General features: G+C 75.3%; 11 protein-coding genes. 4 read left to right on the top strand and 7 right to left on the bottom strand.

Translation table 11 applies throughout. From position 1 onward, the window contains the following. Positions 1–53: 53 nt before the first annotated feature. The 5 genes from ABTZ91_RS03295 to ABTZ91_RS03315 are packed head-to-tail and all read right to left on the bottom strand — an operon-like array spanning position 54 to position 6,872. Entirely contained in the window at positions 54–1,169 is a 1,116-nt protein-coding gene (locus ABTZ91_RS03295) for a DegT/DnrJ/EryC1/StrS family aminotransferase (protein ID WP_352075403.1), read from the bottom strand. After that, the gene (locus tag ABTZ91_RS03300) at positions 1,169–1,873 is read right to left on the bottom strand and encodes a NeuD/PglB/VioB family sugar acetyltransferase (RefSeq protein WP_352075404.1); all 705 of its coding nucleotides are present in this window, start codon (positions 1,871–1,873) and stop codon (positions 1,169–1,171) included. Before ABTZ91_RS03300 ends, ABTZ91_RS03295 begins: the two co-directional genes overlap by 1 nt. After that, positions 1,870–4,227, bottom strand: a complete 2,358-nt coding sequence (locus tag ABTZ91_RS03305; protein ID WP_352075405.1) for an aminotransferase class I/II-fold pyridoxal phosphate-dependent enzyme — start codon at positions 4,225–4,227, stop codon at positions 1,870–1,872. The genes ABTZ91_RS03300 and ABTZ91_RS03305 overlap by 4 nt, the downstream gene beginning before the upstream one ends. Further along, positions 4,224–5,360 carry a Gfo/Idh/MocA family oxidoreductase gene (locus ABTZ91_RS03310; protein ID WP_352075406.1) on the bottom strand — a complete coding sequence of 379 codons (1,137 nt, stop codon included), beginning with the start codon at positions 5,358–5,360 and terminating at the stop codon, positions 4,224–4,226. The genes ABTZ91_RS03305 and ABTZ91_RS03310 overlap by 4 nt, the downstream gene beginning before the upstream one ends. 39 nt (positions 5,361–5,399) lie before the next feature. After that, positions 5,400–6,872: a sugar transferase gene (locus ABTZ91_RS03315; protein WP_352075407.1), complete on the bottom strand. Its 1,473-nt coding sequence runs from the start codon at positions 6,870–6,872 to the stop codon at positions 5,400–5,402. 351 nt (positions 6,873–7,223) lie between these two features. On the opposite strand from ABTZ91_RS03315, the gene ABTZ91_RS03320 reads away from it, so the two are divergent. From ABTZ91_RS03320 to ABTZ91_RS03335, 4 genes are all read left to right on the top strand, one after another. Further along, the gene (locus tag ABTZ91_RS03320; protein ID WP_352075408.1) at positions 7,224–8,111 is read left to right on the top strand and encodes a glycosyltransferase; all 888 of its coding nucleotides are present in this window, start codon (positions 7,224–7,226) and stop codon (positions 8,109–8,111) included. Positions 8,112–8,580: 469 nt separating this feature from the next. Further along, positions 8,581–9,906, top strand: coding sequence for a glycoside hydrolase family 6 protein (locus ABTZ91_RS03325; protein WP_352075409.1), 1,326 nt, complete (start codon positions 8,581–8,583; stop codon positions 9,904–9,906). 127 nt (positions 9,907–10,033) lie between these two features. After that, positions 10,034–11,083 carry a M4 family metallopeptidase gene (locus ABTZ91_RS03330; protein ID WP_352075410.1) on the top strand — a complete coding sequence of 350 codons (1,050 nt, stop codon included), beginning with the start codon at positions 10,034–10,036 and terminating at the stop codon, positions 11,081–11,083. A 79-nt stretch (positions 11,084–11,162) separates the two neighbouring features. Beyond that, positions 11,163–11,369 (top strand): cold shock domain-containing protein, encoded by a 207-nt coding sequence (locus tag ABTZ91_RS03335; RefSeq protein WP_352075411.1) that lies wholly within the window; start codon positions 11,163–11,165, stop codon positions 11,367–11,369. Between the two features lie 115 nt (positions 11,370–11,484). On the opposite strand, the gene ABTZ91_RS03340 is transcribed toward ABTZ91_RS03335, so the two are convergent. Together ABTZ91_RS03340 and ABTZ91_RS03345 are read right to left on the bottom strand one after the other, a co-directional pair. Continuing rightward, entirely contained in the window at positions 11,485–12,738 is a 1,254-nt protein-coding gene (locus ABTZ91_RS03340; protein WP_407077884.1) for an exo-alpha-sialidase, read from the bottom strand. 192 nt (positions 12,739–12,930) lie between these two features. Beyond that, positions 12,931–13,641 carry a TetR/AcrR family transcriptional regulator gene (locus ABTZ91_RS03345; protein WP_352075413.1) on the bottom strand — a complete coding sequence of 237 codons (711 nt, stop codon included), beginning with the start codon at positions 13,639–13,641 and terminating at the stop codon, positions 12,931–12,933. Positions 13,642–13,753 lie beyond the last annotated feature (112 nt).

Raw genomic sequence — 13,753 nt, forward strand, 5'->3', positions numbered from 1 at the left:
CCTTTCACGGGCAGTACAGGACCCGGCCCGCGGCCGGGTGGGGGAGCGGGCCCTCAGGCGAGGGCGTTCACCAGCGCGTCCACGACCCGGCGCTGCTGGTCGTGGGTGATCTGCGGGAAGAGCGGCAGCGACAGGATCTCCTCGGCGGCGCGCTCGGCGTGCGGGAAGTCACCGCGGCGGTAGCCGAGATCGCGGTACGCGGGCGTCAGATGCACCGGGGACGGATAGTGCACGCCCGCCCCGATGCCGCTCGCGTTCAGCTTGCCGACCACCTCGTCGCGGTCCGTCCCGGGCACCCGCACCACGTACAGGTGCCACACGTGGACGTTGCCGTCGGCCGTGGCGGGGCGGACCACCCGGCCGGCCTCGGCGAGCGGGCCGAGCAGTGCGTCGTAGCGGGCCGCCGCCGCCCGCCGGGCCTCGTTGCCGGCGGCGAGCCGGCGCAGCTTCGCCCGCAGCACCACGGCCTGGAGGCCGTCCAGGCGGCTGTTGAAACCGGGCACGTCGTGCCGGTACTTGTGCACCCCGCCGTGGTTGGCGACCGCCCGCACCAGGGCGGCGGCCTCGGCGTCGTCGGTGAGGACCGCGCCCGCGTCCCCGTAGGCGCCCAGGTTCTTGCCCGGGTAGAAGCTGGTGGCGGCGATCCCCCCGCTGCCCGGGGTACGGCCGTGCCGGCTCGCGCCCTGGCTCTGGGCCGCGTCCTCCACGATCCGCACGTGCCCGGGCAGGCCCTCGGCGAGCGCGGCGACATCCGCGCACTGCCCGTACAGGTGGACCGGCACCACCGCGCGGGTGGCCGCCCCGATGGCGCCCCGGGCGGCCCGGGGGTCGATCAGCAGGGTGTCGGGCTCGCAGTCGACCAGGACCGGCCGCGCCCCGGTCCGGGCGACGGCGCCCGCGGTGGCGATGAAGGTGTTCGCGGGCAGCACGACCTCGTCGCCCGCTCCGACCCCGCTCGCCCGCAGGGCCAGCTCCAGGGCGTCGGTGCCGTTGGCGACGCCCACGCAGTGGCCGACGCCGCCGAAGCGCGCGTACTCCCGCTCGAACTCCCCGACCTCCTCGCCGCCGATGAACGCGGTGTCCGCGAGGACCCGGTCGAAGCCGGCGCGTATCTCGTCGGCGACCTCCGCGTGGGCGGCCCGCAGGTCCACCAGGGGTATCTGGTCCATCAGCCGTTCACTCCTCGTACCGGGATCCTGGCGGCGTCGTCCGCCGTGAGCTGTTCGAGCGCCGGGGCGGCCGCCGCGCGCAGCCGGCGGGCCGGGGAACCGGCCCACACCTCGCCCGGCGGCACGTCGGCGAGGACCACGGAGCCCATGCCGACCAGGGACCAGTCCCCGACCGCCACGCCCTCCCGGACCAGCGCGCCCGCGCCGACGTAGGCGCCCCGGCCGATCCGGGCGCCGCCGCCGAGCCGTACCCCTGAGGCGAGGGTGGCCAGGTCCCCGACCTCGTCGTCATGGGTGAGGACCGTCTGCGGCATGACCGCCACATGGCGGCCCACCCGCACGGACGCCGTCAGCACGGTGTGCGCGAGCAGCACCGTGCCCCGGCCGACCGACGAGCTCGCCGACACCACGGCCGTCGGGTGCACCACCGTGGTGTAGCGGTGCTCGGGCAGGCCGAGCCGCCGCACCAGACGGGCGCGGGAGGCGTGGTCGCGCGGATTGCCCACGCAGACCACGAAGGACGCGTCCTTCAGCTGGGGCACCCGCTCCGTACCGCCGAGCACGGGCACCCCGTCCAGGACGACACCGTGCAGCGCCGGATCGTCGTCCAGATGGCCCGCGAGCGGCAGGCCGGCGGCGAGGGCGGCCTGCGCGGTCTCCCGCGCGAAGCCACCCGCGCCGATGATCACCAGCCGGCCGCTCACGGACGCGCCGCCGCGTCCGGCCCGTTCACGTCCGGAGCCGCCGCTTCCGGCCCGGCGGCTTCCCGCTCGGCCTCGCCCCGCGCCGCCGCTTCCGGCCCGGCGGCTTCCCGTCCGGCCTCGCCCCGCGCCGCCGCTTCCGGCCCGGCCGCTTCCCGCTCGGCCCGGCCCCGCGCCGCCGCTTCCCGCCCGGCCACCTCCCGCAGCACCGCGACCACCCGGTCCTGCTGCGCCTCGGTCATCGTGTGGAACAGCGGCAGGATCAGCGAGTCACGGCTGATCCGCTCGGTCACCGGCAGCGGCCCGGCCGGGTGTCCGGCGTAGGCCGGTTCGAGATGGCTCGCCATGATGCCCCGGCGGGCCGAGATCCTCGCCTCCGCGAGGATCCCGAGCAGCGCGTCACGGCCCACCGGGAAGTCCTCCGCGAGCAGCACCCAGTACGACTGGAAGTTGCCCCGCCCGTACGCCGGGTCCCGCACCGGCTCCAGACCCGGCACGTCCGCCAGCAACTCCCCGTACCGTGCCGCGAGTTCCCGGCGCCGCGCCACCATCGCGTCCAGCTTCTCCAGCTGGGCGAGGCCCACCGCGGCCTGGATGTCGGTCATCCGGTAGTTGAACCCGGTCTCCAGATAGCTCTCCAGGACCGGTGTGCCGCTCGCGTGCCGCTCGGCCGCCGACACGTTCATCCCGTGCTCGCGCAGCCGCCGCAGCCGCGCCGCCCACTCCGCGTCGTCGGTGGTGACCATGCCGCCCTCGCCGGTGGTCAGCAGCTTGCGCGGATGGAACGACCAGGCCGCGAGCAGCGCGCCCGTGCCGACCGAGACACCGTCGACGGTGGAGCCGATCGCGCAGGCCGCGTCCTCCACCAGCGGAAGGCCCCAGTCCGCGCAGGCGGCCCGCAGCGCGGACACATCGGCGGGCACCCCGCCCTGGTGGACCAGGAGCACCGCCTTCGTACGGCCGGTGCGCACGGCGTCCACACCGACCGCTGTCAGATTGCCCGTGGCGAGGTCCACGTCCGCGAAGACCGGCACCGCGCCCACGTACCGTACGGCGTTGGCGGTGGCGATGAAGGACAGCGACGGGACCACCACCTCGTCGCCGGGGCCGAGCCCGAGGGCGAGCAGCGCCAGGTGCAGCGCCGTCGTGCAGGAGCTGACGGCCACCCCGTGCCGGGCGCCGACCCGCTCCGCGAAGGCCCGCTCGAAGGCGGCGACCCGCGGGCCCTGCGCCACCCAGCCGGACAGCACCGTGTCGGAGGCCGCCTTCGCCTCCTCCTCGCCCAGCCAGGGCACCATCACGGGGATCCGCGCGGGCCCGTCGGCCGCCTTCTCCGCGTCCGCCTTGTCCGCGTCCGCCTTCCGCGAGGCCGCCCGCTCGGCGTCCGTCGCCGTCGCGCCCTTTTCGGCCCGCCACCAGGCCACCAGGTCCTCGAGGCCGGTCCGCAGGTCGATCTCCGCCTTGAAACCGAGCCGCTCCTCGGCGAGCCGGGTGTCGGCGAGCCGCCGGGTCACCCCGTTGACCGCGCGCGCCGGACCGTGCACCGGCTCCAGACCGGAGCCCATCACCTCCAGCAGCGTGTCGGCCAGCTCGCGCAACGACGTCTCGGTGGCGCTCGCCACGTTGAACACCTCGTCGGTGACGTCCGCGCGGGCGGCCAGGACGTTGGCGCGCGCGATGTCCCGGACGTCGACGAAGTCCATCGTCTGCGTCCCGTCCCCGAGGATCAGCGGCGGCTCGCCCGCCTCGATCCGCTCCATCCAGCGGATCAGCACCTCGGTGTACAGGCCGTGGATGTCCATCCTCGGCCCGTACACGTTGAAGTAGCGCAGGGCCACGTAGTCCAGGCCGTACATGGCGTGGAAGCTGCGCAGCATGCCCTCGTTGAAGGCCTTGGCCGCCCCGTAGAACGTGTCGTTGTTGTACGGGTGGTGGCGCTCGCCGGTCGGAAAGGACTCGGCGAGCCCGTAGACGGAGGCCGAGGACGAGGCGATCACCTTCTCCACGCCGGCCGCCGCCGCGGCCTCCAGCACGTTGAACGTGCCGTCGACCATCACCTCGTTGGCGAGCCGCGGCTCCTCCGCGCACTGGGTGATGCGGATCGCCGCCAGATGGAAGACCAGGTCCGCGCCCGCGGTCACCCTCCGCACGGTCGCCACGTCCCGGATGTCGCCCTCGACGAGCTCCACGACCCCGCTGCCCAGCGCCCCCGCCAGGTTGGCACGTCGGCCGCGCACCAGGTTGTCGAGCACGACCACCTCGCGCGCCCCACCCTCGACCAGCAGGTCCGTCACATGGGAGCCGATGGTGCCGGCACCGCCGGTGACCAGGATCCGCTTGCCCCGAATGTCGCTCAACGCCGTTCTCCCGCCGCTTCGTTCGCGTTCCTCGGCGACCGGTCGCCGCCGGTCCGCAGGCCGACGACCGCACCACGGAACGCAAGGCTCCGCGAGGCCGCCTCCAGAATGTCCAGGACCCTCAGGCCCGCCCGCCCGTCGGTCAGCGGCGCCCGCCGCTCCGAGATCGCCGCGGCGAACTCGTCGACCATGGCGCGCAGCGCCTCCCGCTCCCCGAGCGCCGGCGCGATCATGTCGCCGCTCCGGTACGAGATCAGGGCCTCCCGGCGCTCGTCCGCCCCCAGGTCCTGGGGGGTCGCCAGGTCCACCCCGCGGTCGAACACCGCCACCCGCTGGGCCGGGTTGAGGTCGTCCCAGATCAGGGTGCGCTTCGAGCCGCCGACCATGGTGGTGCGGACCTTGGTGGGCGAGAGCCAGTTCACGTGTACGTGGGCGATGGCCCCCGTGCTGAGCTGGAGCGTGAGGTACGTGATGCAGTCCCGGCCCGCACCGATCGGATCCGCGCCGTGCGCGGCGACCGCGACCGGCTCCACGTGCTCGGGCAGGATGAAGTCGAGGATGGACAGGTCGTGCGGGGCAAGGTCCCACAGCACGTCGATGTCCTTCTGCACCAGACCCAGGTTGATCCGCACCGAGTCCACGTAGTGGACGTCCCCTAGCGCCCCCTCGTGCACCAGCTCCCGGATCTTCGCCACGGCCGGGGTGTAGCAGTAGGTGTGGTCGCACATCAGGGTCAGCCCGCGCTCCTCCGCCTCGGCGACCAGGCGCGCCCCGTCGGCGTAGGTGGTGGCGAGCGGCTTCTCGACGAGGACGTGCTTGCCCGCGCGCAGGGCGGCGAGCGCCACGTCCAGGTGGGTGCCGGCCGGGGTGGCGACGGCGACCGCGTCCACGGCCGGGTCGGCCAGCACCTCCGCGTAGTCGGCGGTCGCCTGGACCGTGGAGTAGCCGCCGAGGACCCGCTGGGCGCGCGTGACGTCGAGGTCGCACAGCCAGCGCAGCCGGAACCGGTCGCCGGCCTGGAAGTTGCGCACCAGGTTCGGGCCCCAGTAGCCGGCGCCGATGACGGCGACGCCCAGGGGCTGTCTCGTCGGGGCCCGCTCTGGCCGCTCCTCGGCGCGGTCGGCATCGTTCAACGTGTGTCCCCCCAGGTCGGTGTGATGGCGGCGCGCACCTCAGTACGCGCCCGTTCCGCGCAGGACCGCGGGGCCGGTGCGCAGCAGGATCACCGCGTCGAGGCCGAGCGACCAGTTGTCCACGTACGCCAGGTCCAGCCGCACGGCCTCCTCCCACGGCAGGTCGGAGCGGCCGCTGACCTGCCACAGGCCCGTGAGCCCCGGTTTGACGAGCAGCCGGCGCCGGACCTCGTGGCTGTAGCCGGCGACCTCCTCGGGCAGCGGCGGGCGCGGCCCGATCAGTGACATGTGGCCGCCCAGCACGTTGATCAGCTGGGGCAGTTCGTCCAGCGAGTAGCGGCGGAGCGTGGCGCCGACCCGGGTCACCCGCGGATCGTCGCGGACCTTGAACAGCAGCCCGTCGCTGTTGTGGTTGGCGTGCGCGAGCTCCGCCCTGCGGGCCTCCGCGTCGGGCCGCATCGTACGGAACTTCAGCATGGTGAACTGCCTCCCGTGCAGCCCCACCCGCACCTGTCGGAAGAGCGCCGGGCCGCGGCTGCCGAGCCGTACGGTCAGCGCGACCGCGCACATCAGCGGGGACAGCAGCAGGAGCAGCACGGCGGCGATCAGCCGCTCGGTCACCTCCTTCGGGAGCCGGGCCAGCCGGGAGAGCCGGGGCGCCCGGACGTGCAGCAGCGGGACGCCGCCGACCGGCCGGACCTCCAGGCGGGCGGCCGCCACGTCACCGAGCGCCGGCGCCAGCAGGAAGTCGCCCCCGGCGGCGGCCGTGCTCCACGCCAGCCGGCGCAGCAGCGCCGCGTCGATCTCCGGCGCCGGCAGCACCACCACGGCGGTCCCGCCGCCGAACGCCCGGATCGCGCCCGGCACTTCGCCCACCCCGCCGAGCACCGGCACCCCGAACGCGTCGAGCGCCTGGGCACCGTGCGGATCCGTCAGGCACACCCCGGCGATGTCCATGCCCGGGAGCACCGACCCCACGGGGGCACCGGCCCGCCCGTCGCGCAGCAGCGCGGTGAGCAGTTCGGCGACGGCGGCGGCGGGGCCCACCAGGACGGCGGTCGTACGGTTCCGGCCCCGCGCCCAGCCACGGCGCAGCCGGCGCCGGACCGCGTACCGGGCGGCCAGCGACAGCGCGGCGGCGGGCGGGGCCGCGAGCATCATCCCGTGCGCCAGGTCCAGGTCGCCCGCGACGCCCCAGCCGAGGAGCGCCGCCAGGGCCGGCAGGACCAGCGCGCCGCGCAGCACGCGCCGGTAGACCTCGCTCCCGGAACCGAGGGAGCCCCGCGCATGGGCCCGGTGCGCGGCCAGCACCGCCACCCAGGCCGGTGGCAGGCCGAGAACGACCGGCCAGTGGCCGCCCGCCCGCAGCACGAGCAGCGCGGCCAGGACCGCCGCGGCGGTGTCCGCGGTGATCAGGACGATCTGGTGTCTCCTTCGCCACCACAGGCGATGGACGTCGAAATGTGTGGATTCGACACGATGCCGCTCATGCGTGACCGGCAGGACGGTCATCCATTCCCCCCAAGGGCGCTTCGCGCGCACCCCACCCGAACCCTCGCGGCCTTCCCCCGGTTCGCCCGCGAGCACGACGGCACACGGGCAGGGGAAGGGCGGCGACGGTCGACGAGGGTACGCGGCTCTTCCGCCTGACCGAACGGTGCGGACCGAGGTCGCAAGTCTCCCCAGCCACGGCCGGGTCCGCACAGGACGCAGAATCCGCCCGGGACGAGTTCTTCGTGACCGAGGCGGATCCGGCAGCGCTCAATCTAGACCAACTGGGGCAGGCCATCCAGGAGTTGTGTGAAACTCCTACCGATAGTCGAAGGAACTGTAAGAGTGGGACGGGATGGTCATACTGACCGCATGCCCGACGGTCCCAGCATCGTGATCCCCGCGCACAACGAGGAGCGCACCCTCGGCCGGCTCCTGGACGGCCTCCTCGCGGACCTCCAGGACGGCCCGCTCGAAGGGGAGTTCGACCTCGTGGTCGTGTGCAACGGCTGTACGGACGACACCGCACGCGTCGCCGCCGCCTACGGCCCGCGCGTCCGCGTCGTCGAGACCCCCGTCCCCTCCAAACACGAGGCCCTGCGGCTCGGGGACGCCCACGCCCACGGCTTCCCCCGGATCTACGTGGACGCCGACGTCGAACTGCGCGCCGCCGACGCCCGCGCCCTGACCGCGGCACTCTCCGGCCCCGGCGCCGTCCTCGCCGCCGCGCCCGAACGGGAGCTCCCGATGACCGGCTGCTCCTGGCCGGTCCGCGCCTACTACCGCGTCTGGCAGCGGCTGCCCGCCGTACGCGAGGGCCTGTTCGGGCGCGGGGTGATCGCCGTGTCCGGCGAGGGCCACGCCCGGCTCGCCGCCCTGCCGCCCCTGATGGCCGACGACCTGGCCGCCTCCCTCGCCTTCGCCCCGGCCGAACGCGCAGTGGTGCCCGCCGCCCGGGTCGTCGTCCGCCCGCCCCGTACCTGGCCGGACCTGATCCGCCGCCGGATCCGCGCCGCCACCTCCACGGCCCAGCTGGAGGCCCACCAGGACCGCGCCGCCCCCACCGGCGCCCCGGCTCCCCCCTCCGCCCGCACCGGCCTCGCCGACCTGCGCTCCCTGCTCCGTGCCGACCCCACCCTGCTGCCCGACCTCCTGGTCTTCCTCGCGGCGGCGCTCGTGGCCCGCCGGGGTGCGCGCAAGGCCGTCAGGTCGGGCGACTTCGCGACCTGGCTCAGGGACGAGAGCAGCCGCCGGGACTGAGAGCGCCGGGCCTCAGAGTGCGGGGGCGCCCCGCGCGGCCTGCGCGGGCGTACGGACGCCGGTGGCGCGGGCGCGAGGCGCCGGGGGCGCGGGGCGCGGGCGCCGGAGCGTGCGCGGCCGGTGCGTGGACTCGTTCCCGTCCGGAGTGCGTCCAGTGTGGGGCTGCCCCGCGCCGATCCGCGCCCGGGCCGCGTGCCGCCGCAGGCCGCCGTGGGCCACCGTCCCGTTCCCAAAGGCGGGTGCCCTTCCCCGCGCGCCGCCGATCCGCGCGTCGGGGCGCGCGCCGCCGTGGGTCGTCCTCCCGTTGCCCGAGGCACGCGCCGTCGCACGCCGTCGTGCACCCTTCGTCCGCCCAGCGCGCGCTCCGGCGCGTCCATGCGCCGTGTGCGCCGGTGGATCGGCCCGTTCCCGCCCGGCGGATGATCACGCGGCCTACGCTGCACATGATCAAGTCAAGGGAGGTCCTGTCATGACGTACCGGATGCGAGGGCGGCGCTCAGCCGTCCTGGCGACGGCGGCCGCCGTCTGCGCCGCCTGGCTCGCCGTCACCCCGGCGGCCCGCGCCGGGGAACCGGCGGCCACGGAACCGGCCGCCACGGAATCCGCCGCCACCGAACCGGCACCGGCGGCGGGGCCGCTCACGGCCACCACCCGCTTCTACGTGGACCCGGACAACGGCGCCGCCCGGCAGGCCGTCGTCGACGCCTCCGCCGGTGACACGGAGAACGCGGCCGACATGAGGGCGCTCGCCGCCCTGCCGCAGGCCGCCTGGTTCACCGGCGGCACCCCCGCCGAGGTCCGCGCGGACGCCGCCGAACTGGTCGCCGCGGCCAGGGCCGCCGGACAGGTGCCCGTGGCCGTCGCGTACAACGTGCCGGGACGCGACTGCGGCCTCTACTCCAGCGGCGGCGCCGCGTCCTCCGCCGCGTACCGCGCGTGGATCACCGCATTCGCCGAGGGCATCGGCGACGGCCCCGCCGTGGTGATCCTGGAGCCCGACGGCCTCGCCGCCCTCCCGAAGGACTGCGCCGGCTCGGTCGACCCGAACGGCACCCTCACCGCCGAACGCCTCGCCGACCTCGGCTTCGCCGTCTCCACGCTCAAGAACCGGCCCGCCACCGCCGTCTACCTCGATGCCGGCAACAGCCAGTGGAAGGCCGTCGGCGACATCGCCCAGCGGCTCGTCGACGCGGGCGCGGCCCGCGCCGACGGCTTCGCCCTGAACGTGTCGAACTTCCAGCCCACCGACCAGAGCGCCCAGTACGGCACCTGGGTGGCCAAGTGCGTCTGGTTCGCCACCAAGGGACCCAACTGGGCGCGCGGCCACACCGACTGGTGCGCCGACCAGTACTACTCCTCGGCCGCCCCCAACGACGGCCGGCCCGGCAACGCGGTCTCCGCCGAGGACCCGACCACCTGGCACTGGACCGACGCCTGGTACGACCGGAACGTCGGCAGCCCGGCCGCCGACGAGCTGCTCCACTTCGTCGTCGACACCAGCCGCAACGGCCTCGGCCCCTGGAAGCCCGCCGCCGGCACGTACAAGGACGCCGAGACCTGGTGCAACCCGCCCGGCCGTGGCATGGGCGAGCGCCCGACCGCCGACACCGGCGTCCCGCTCGTCGACGCGTACCTCTACGTGAAGACGATCGGCGAGTCCGACGGCTCCTGCACCCGTGGCACCGGCGGCACGGTCGACCCGGTGTACGGGATCGTCGACCCGCCCGCCGGCGCCTGGTGGCCGGACCTGGCCCACACCCTCGCCCGCAACGCCCAGCCGGCCCTGCGGCCGTGAGCCACTGACAGACCGTCGGCGCGAAGACCCTGTGCGCAGACCCTCGACGCGGAGCCGGGCCTTGCGCCATGATCACGCCCGCACCACACCACCCCCTCACCTCGCATCCCCCAACGGGAGGACGTTGATGGCTCGCCGCACATCCCGCGGCCTGATAGCCGCGGCCACCGCCACCGTGGCGCTGATCGCCCCGGCCGGCACCGCCTCGGCCTCGGCCCCCGGACCGGCCCCCGGCACCACCGGACCGCAGGCCCGCGTCTTCATGGTCAACCCCGTGCAGTCCTCGGGAGACCAGACGCTCACCGACGCGAAGGACGCCGCCGACGCGGTCCCCGCCTCCGCCTACACCACCGCCGCCCTGCGCGGCCTGGACGGCAGCGGCGGACTCTCCGGCCGCTGGGTGACCGTCCGCTCCGACACGGGCGCCTCCGCGAAGACCGCCGACGCCGCCTCGTACGGCCGCGACGACGACCGGTTCGAGCAGGTCATGGCGTACTTCTGGGTGAACGAGGCCCAGGAGTACCTCCAGGGCCTCGGCTTCGGCGGCGAACTGCCCGGCGCCAACGCCCGGCAGCAGCCCGTGCGCATCAACCAGTGGGGCTCGGACAACTCCTTCTTCACCGACAAGAAGGCCGAGATCCGCTTCGGCAAGGGCGGCGTCGACGACGCCGAGGACGCCGAGGTGATCGTCCACGAGTACGGGCACGCCGTGCACCACGCCCAGGTGCCCGGCTTCGGCACCTCCCCGGAGGCCGGCGCGATCGGCGAGGCCTTCGGCGACTACCTGGCCGTCACCGTCGGCGCGCACGCCGCCGAGCGGTACGGCTGGCCGGTCAAGGCCGACCTCGCCTGCGTGGCCGACTGGGACGCCGCGTCCTACAGCCCCGCCCCGCACTGCCTGCGCCGGATCGACGGCGACAAGACCTACGCCGACCGCACGGGCCAGGTGCACGCGGACGGCCAGATCTGGTCCCGCGCGCTGTGGGACATCCGCGGCGCGCTGGGCGCCCGGACCGCCGACCGGATCATCGTCAACGCCCAGTTCGGCTTCGCGCCCGACACCTCCTTCTCGGCCGCGGCCACGAAGACGATCGACACGGCCCGGCGCATGTACGGCACGAGCGCGGCGGACGCCGTACGCGCCGCGTTCCAGGCCCGGCAGATCCCCGGCATCTAGTGGCCGAACGCGTGGGATCCCCGACGTCGCGGGGGGTATCGACATCAGGTACCTCCCGCGACGGAAGGGAGCCCTCCCCATGGAGACAGGCAGGAGCGTCGGCTTCGTCACGTCCTTCGACCGCACGGCCGGCTACGGCTTCGTCCTCCCCCTGAACTCGGAGGAACCGGTCTACTTCCGCGTGGAGGACGTCGAGGACGGTCACCCCCTCTCGGAAGGCCAGCAGGTCTCCTTCGTCCTGGTCCTCGGCGAGGGCCGCTTCGAGGCGAAGGACCTGCGCCCCTGAGCGGAGAGGGCCGGGCGGCCCCCTACCCTCCGGCTGCCGCCCGCCGTACGCACCCTGGTCGACCCGCACCAGACGGCCACCGTCCACCGTGCCGGAGGCACGCGCGAGCCCGTCGTCACCGCGCCGGAGGCGTGAGCGCGGTGAGCGGTACGCGGCGGAAGACGACGGTCTCGTACGGGCCGCGCGCCCCCGTCTCGTACAGCACGCCGATCGTCCGCCCGTCCACCCGCACCAGGTCCGAGTAGGCCGCCGGGCGGCGCGAGAGGGTGAGCGCGCGGACCATGGTGCGGCCGCCGTCCGGGCTGGTCCACAGGGCCGGGGCGGTGCGGGCGGTCGGGACCGAGGGGGCGGAGAAGACCAGCAGGTCGGGCGGCCCCGCCACGTACAGCACACTGCCCTGGACGACCGGCACCTCGCCCAGGCCGGGGTGCGGCGCGAAGGGGCGCTCCAGGGTGGCGCCGCCGTCGCGGGAACGACTGTCGGCGCGGTGGCCGGGGCCGGTGCCGTGCTGGTCACGGGTGCTGACGTAGAGCGTGCCGTCGGGGAGTTCGGCGGCCGTCGACTCGTTGGCGTTGACCGTGCCCTCGTACGCCTCGTCGGTGTAGCCGAGCCGCCAGCTGTGGCCGCCGTCGTCGCTCAGCAGCGCGTGCGCCCCGTAGTAGCGCGGCTCGCGGCCGGAGTCGGGGGAGCCCGGCGGGGGAGCGGCCGAGTGGTCGGCGGGGACGACGAGCCGGCCGGCGTAGCGGCCGTGGGCGAGCGCGAGGGCGTGGCCCGGCCCCGTCGCGTACCAGCGCCAGCCGTCCTTCGTCACCGAGGAGGTGATGTCCCGGGGCGCGGAGAAGCTCCGTCCGTCGTCCGTGCTGCGCTGCACGTACACCCGCCGGCCCCGGGCGGCCGAGGCCCGGCCGCGCAGCACCATGCCCTCCGTCACGGCCCCGTCGTTGCCCGCGCTCACCAGGACCACGTCGCCGCTGCGCGGATCGACCACCGGCGCGGGGTTGCCGCGGGTGTCCCCGCCCCCGGCAGCGACGACCCGCCGCGGCCCCCAGGTGCAGCCGCCGTCGGCCGATCGCCGCAGCACGATGTCCACGGCCCCCGCGTCCCCGGTGCCGTGCACCCGCCCCTCGGCGAAGGCCAGCAGGGTGCCGGCCGGGGTGCGGACCACGGCGGGGATGCGATAGGCCGCGTAGCCGCCGGTGCCGGACACGTACGGCACGGAGGACCGGCAGTCCCCGCCGTGGGCCGGGCTCCCGCCGTGGCCGCGCCCGGCTCCCCGTGGCCCGTCCGCCGCCACGGCGGCCAGGACCAGACCGGCCACCGCCGCCGCACACCCCCGTCGCCCCCACCCGGCCCGCCGTCCCCTCCGCATGCCGCCTACCGCACACCGCGGCCGTGACACGCGGCTCAATAGGGCATCACGGGGCGGGAGTCGACGGGTGAAGCCAGGATGAACCGACTGGCAGGTGGGGTAGCGCGGGGGGCTCAGTTCGGCCGGCCGGCGGACGGCGGGGAGCGCCGGAGCGTCGGAGCACTCGAGGACTGGAGCACCGGAGCAGGGACGCTAGCGTCGCCCGTACGCCGCCAGCCGTGCCCCCACCGCGTCGAGCAGCAGCTCCAGCGCGAAGGGGTGGCCGCTGTCCCGCATGTCGGCGGCGAGCAGCGGATACGTCGCCGCCACGTTCGGGTGGGTGTCGGCCGAGGGCCTGCCGTACGAGGCGTGCCAGACCCGCTCGTCGTGCTCCCGGGCCGGCTCGGGAAGGGCGAGCGCGGCGGCGTCCAGGGCGGCGAAGGCCAGGGCCTGGTCCGCGAGCGCGTGGTAGATCCGGACCGCCTCCCGGTCCGGGAACCCCGCGCCGCGCAGCACCCCGAGGATCGCCTCGACCGCCCGGGTCTCGTGGGCCCGGCCCGTCGTACGGTGCGCCGCGAGCGCCGCCACCTGCGGGTGCGCGAGGTAGGCGGCGTGGATGCGCCGAGCGATCTCCCGGAGGTCGGCCCGCCAGTCCCCGGTGGCCCGCCAGCCCGCCTGCGCCCGGCCGACCATCTCGTCGGCGAGGGCGAGCAGCAGGTCGTCGGTGTTGCGGAAGTAGCGGTAGACCGCGCTGGGGTCGGCGCCCAGGGCGGCCCCCAGCCGCCGTACGGACAGCGCGTCGGCGCCGTGCCGGGCGACGAGGCGGAGCGCGGTCTCGACGATCATCCGCTCGGAGAGCACGACGCCCTGCTTGGTGGGGCGACGGCGCCGTCGCCGGTCCTCCGGAACCACTCGTTCGGCCATGGCCGGACCCTATCCGCCCCCCTCCTTATGACAACACCATTGACGTGTTGTCGGACCGCCGGATTGCATGGCGCCCTCGTACCGGCTCCGCGCCGGTCCCTCACCCTCCAGG

The organism is Streptomyces sp. NPDC126499 (genome assembly GCF_040302485.1).
Taxonomy (GTDB): domain Bacteria; phylum Actinomycetota; class Actinomycetes; order Streptomycetales; family Streptomycetaceae; genus Streptomyces.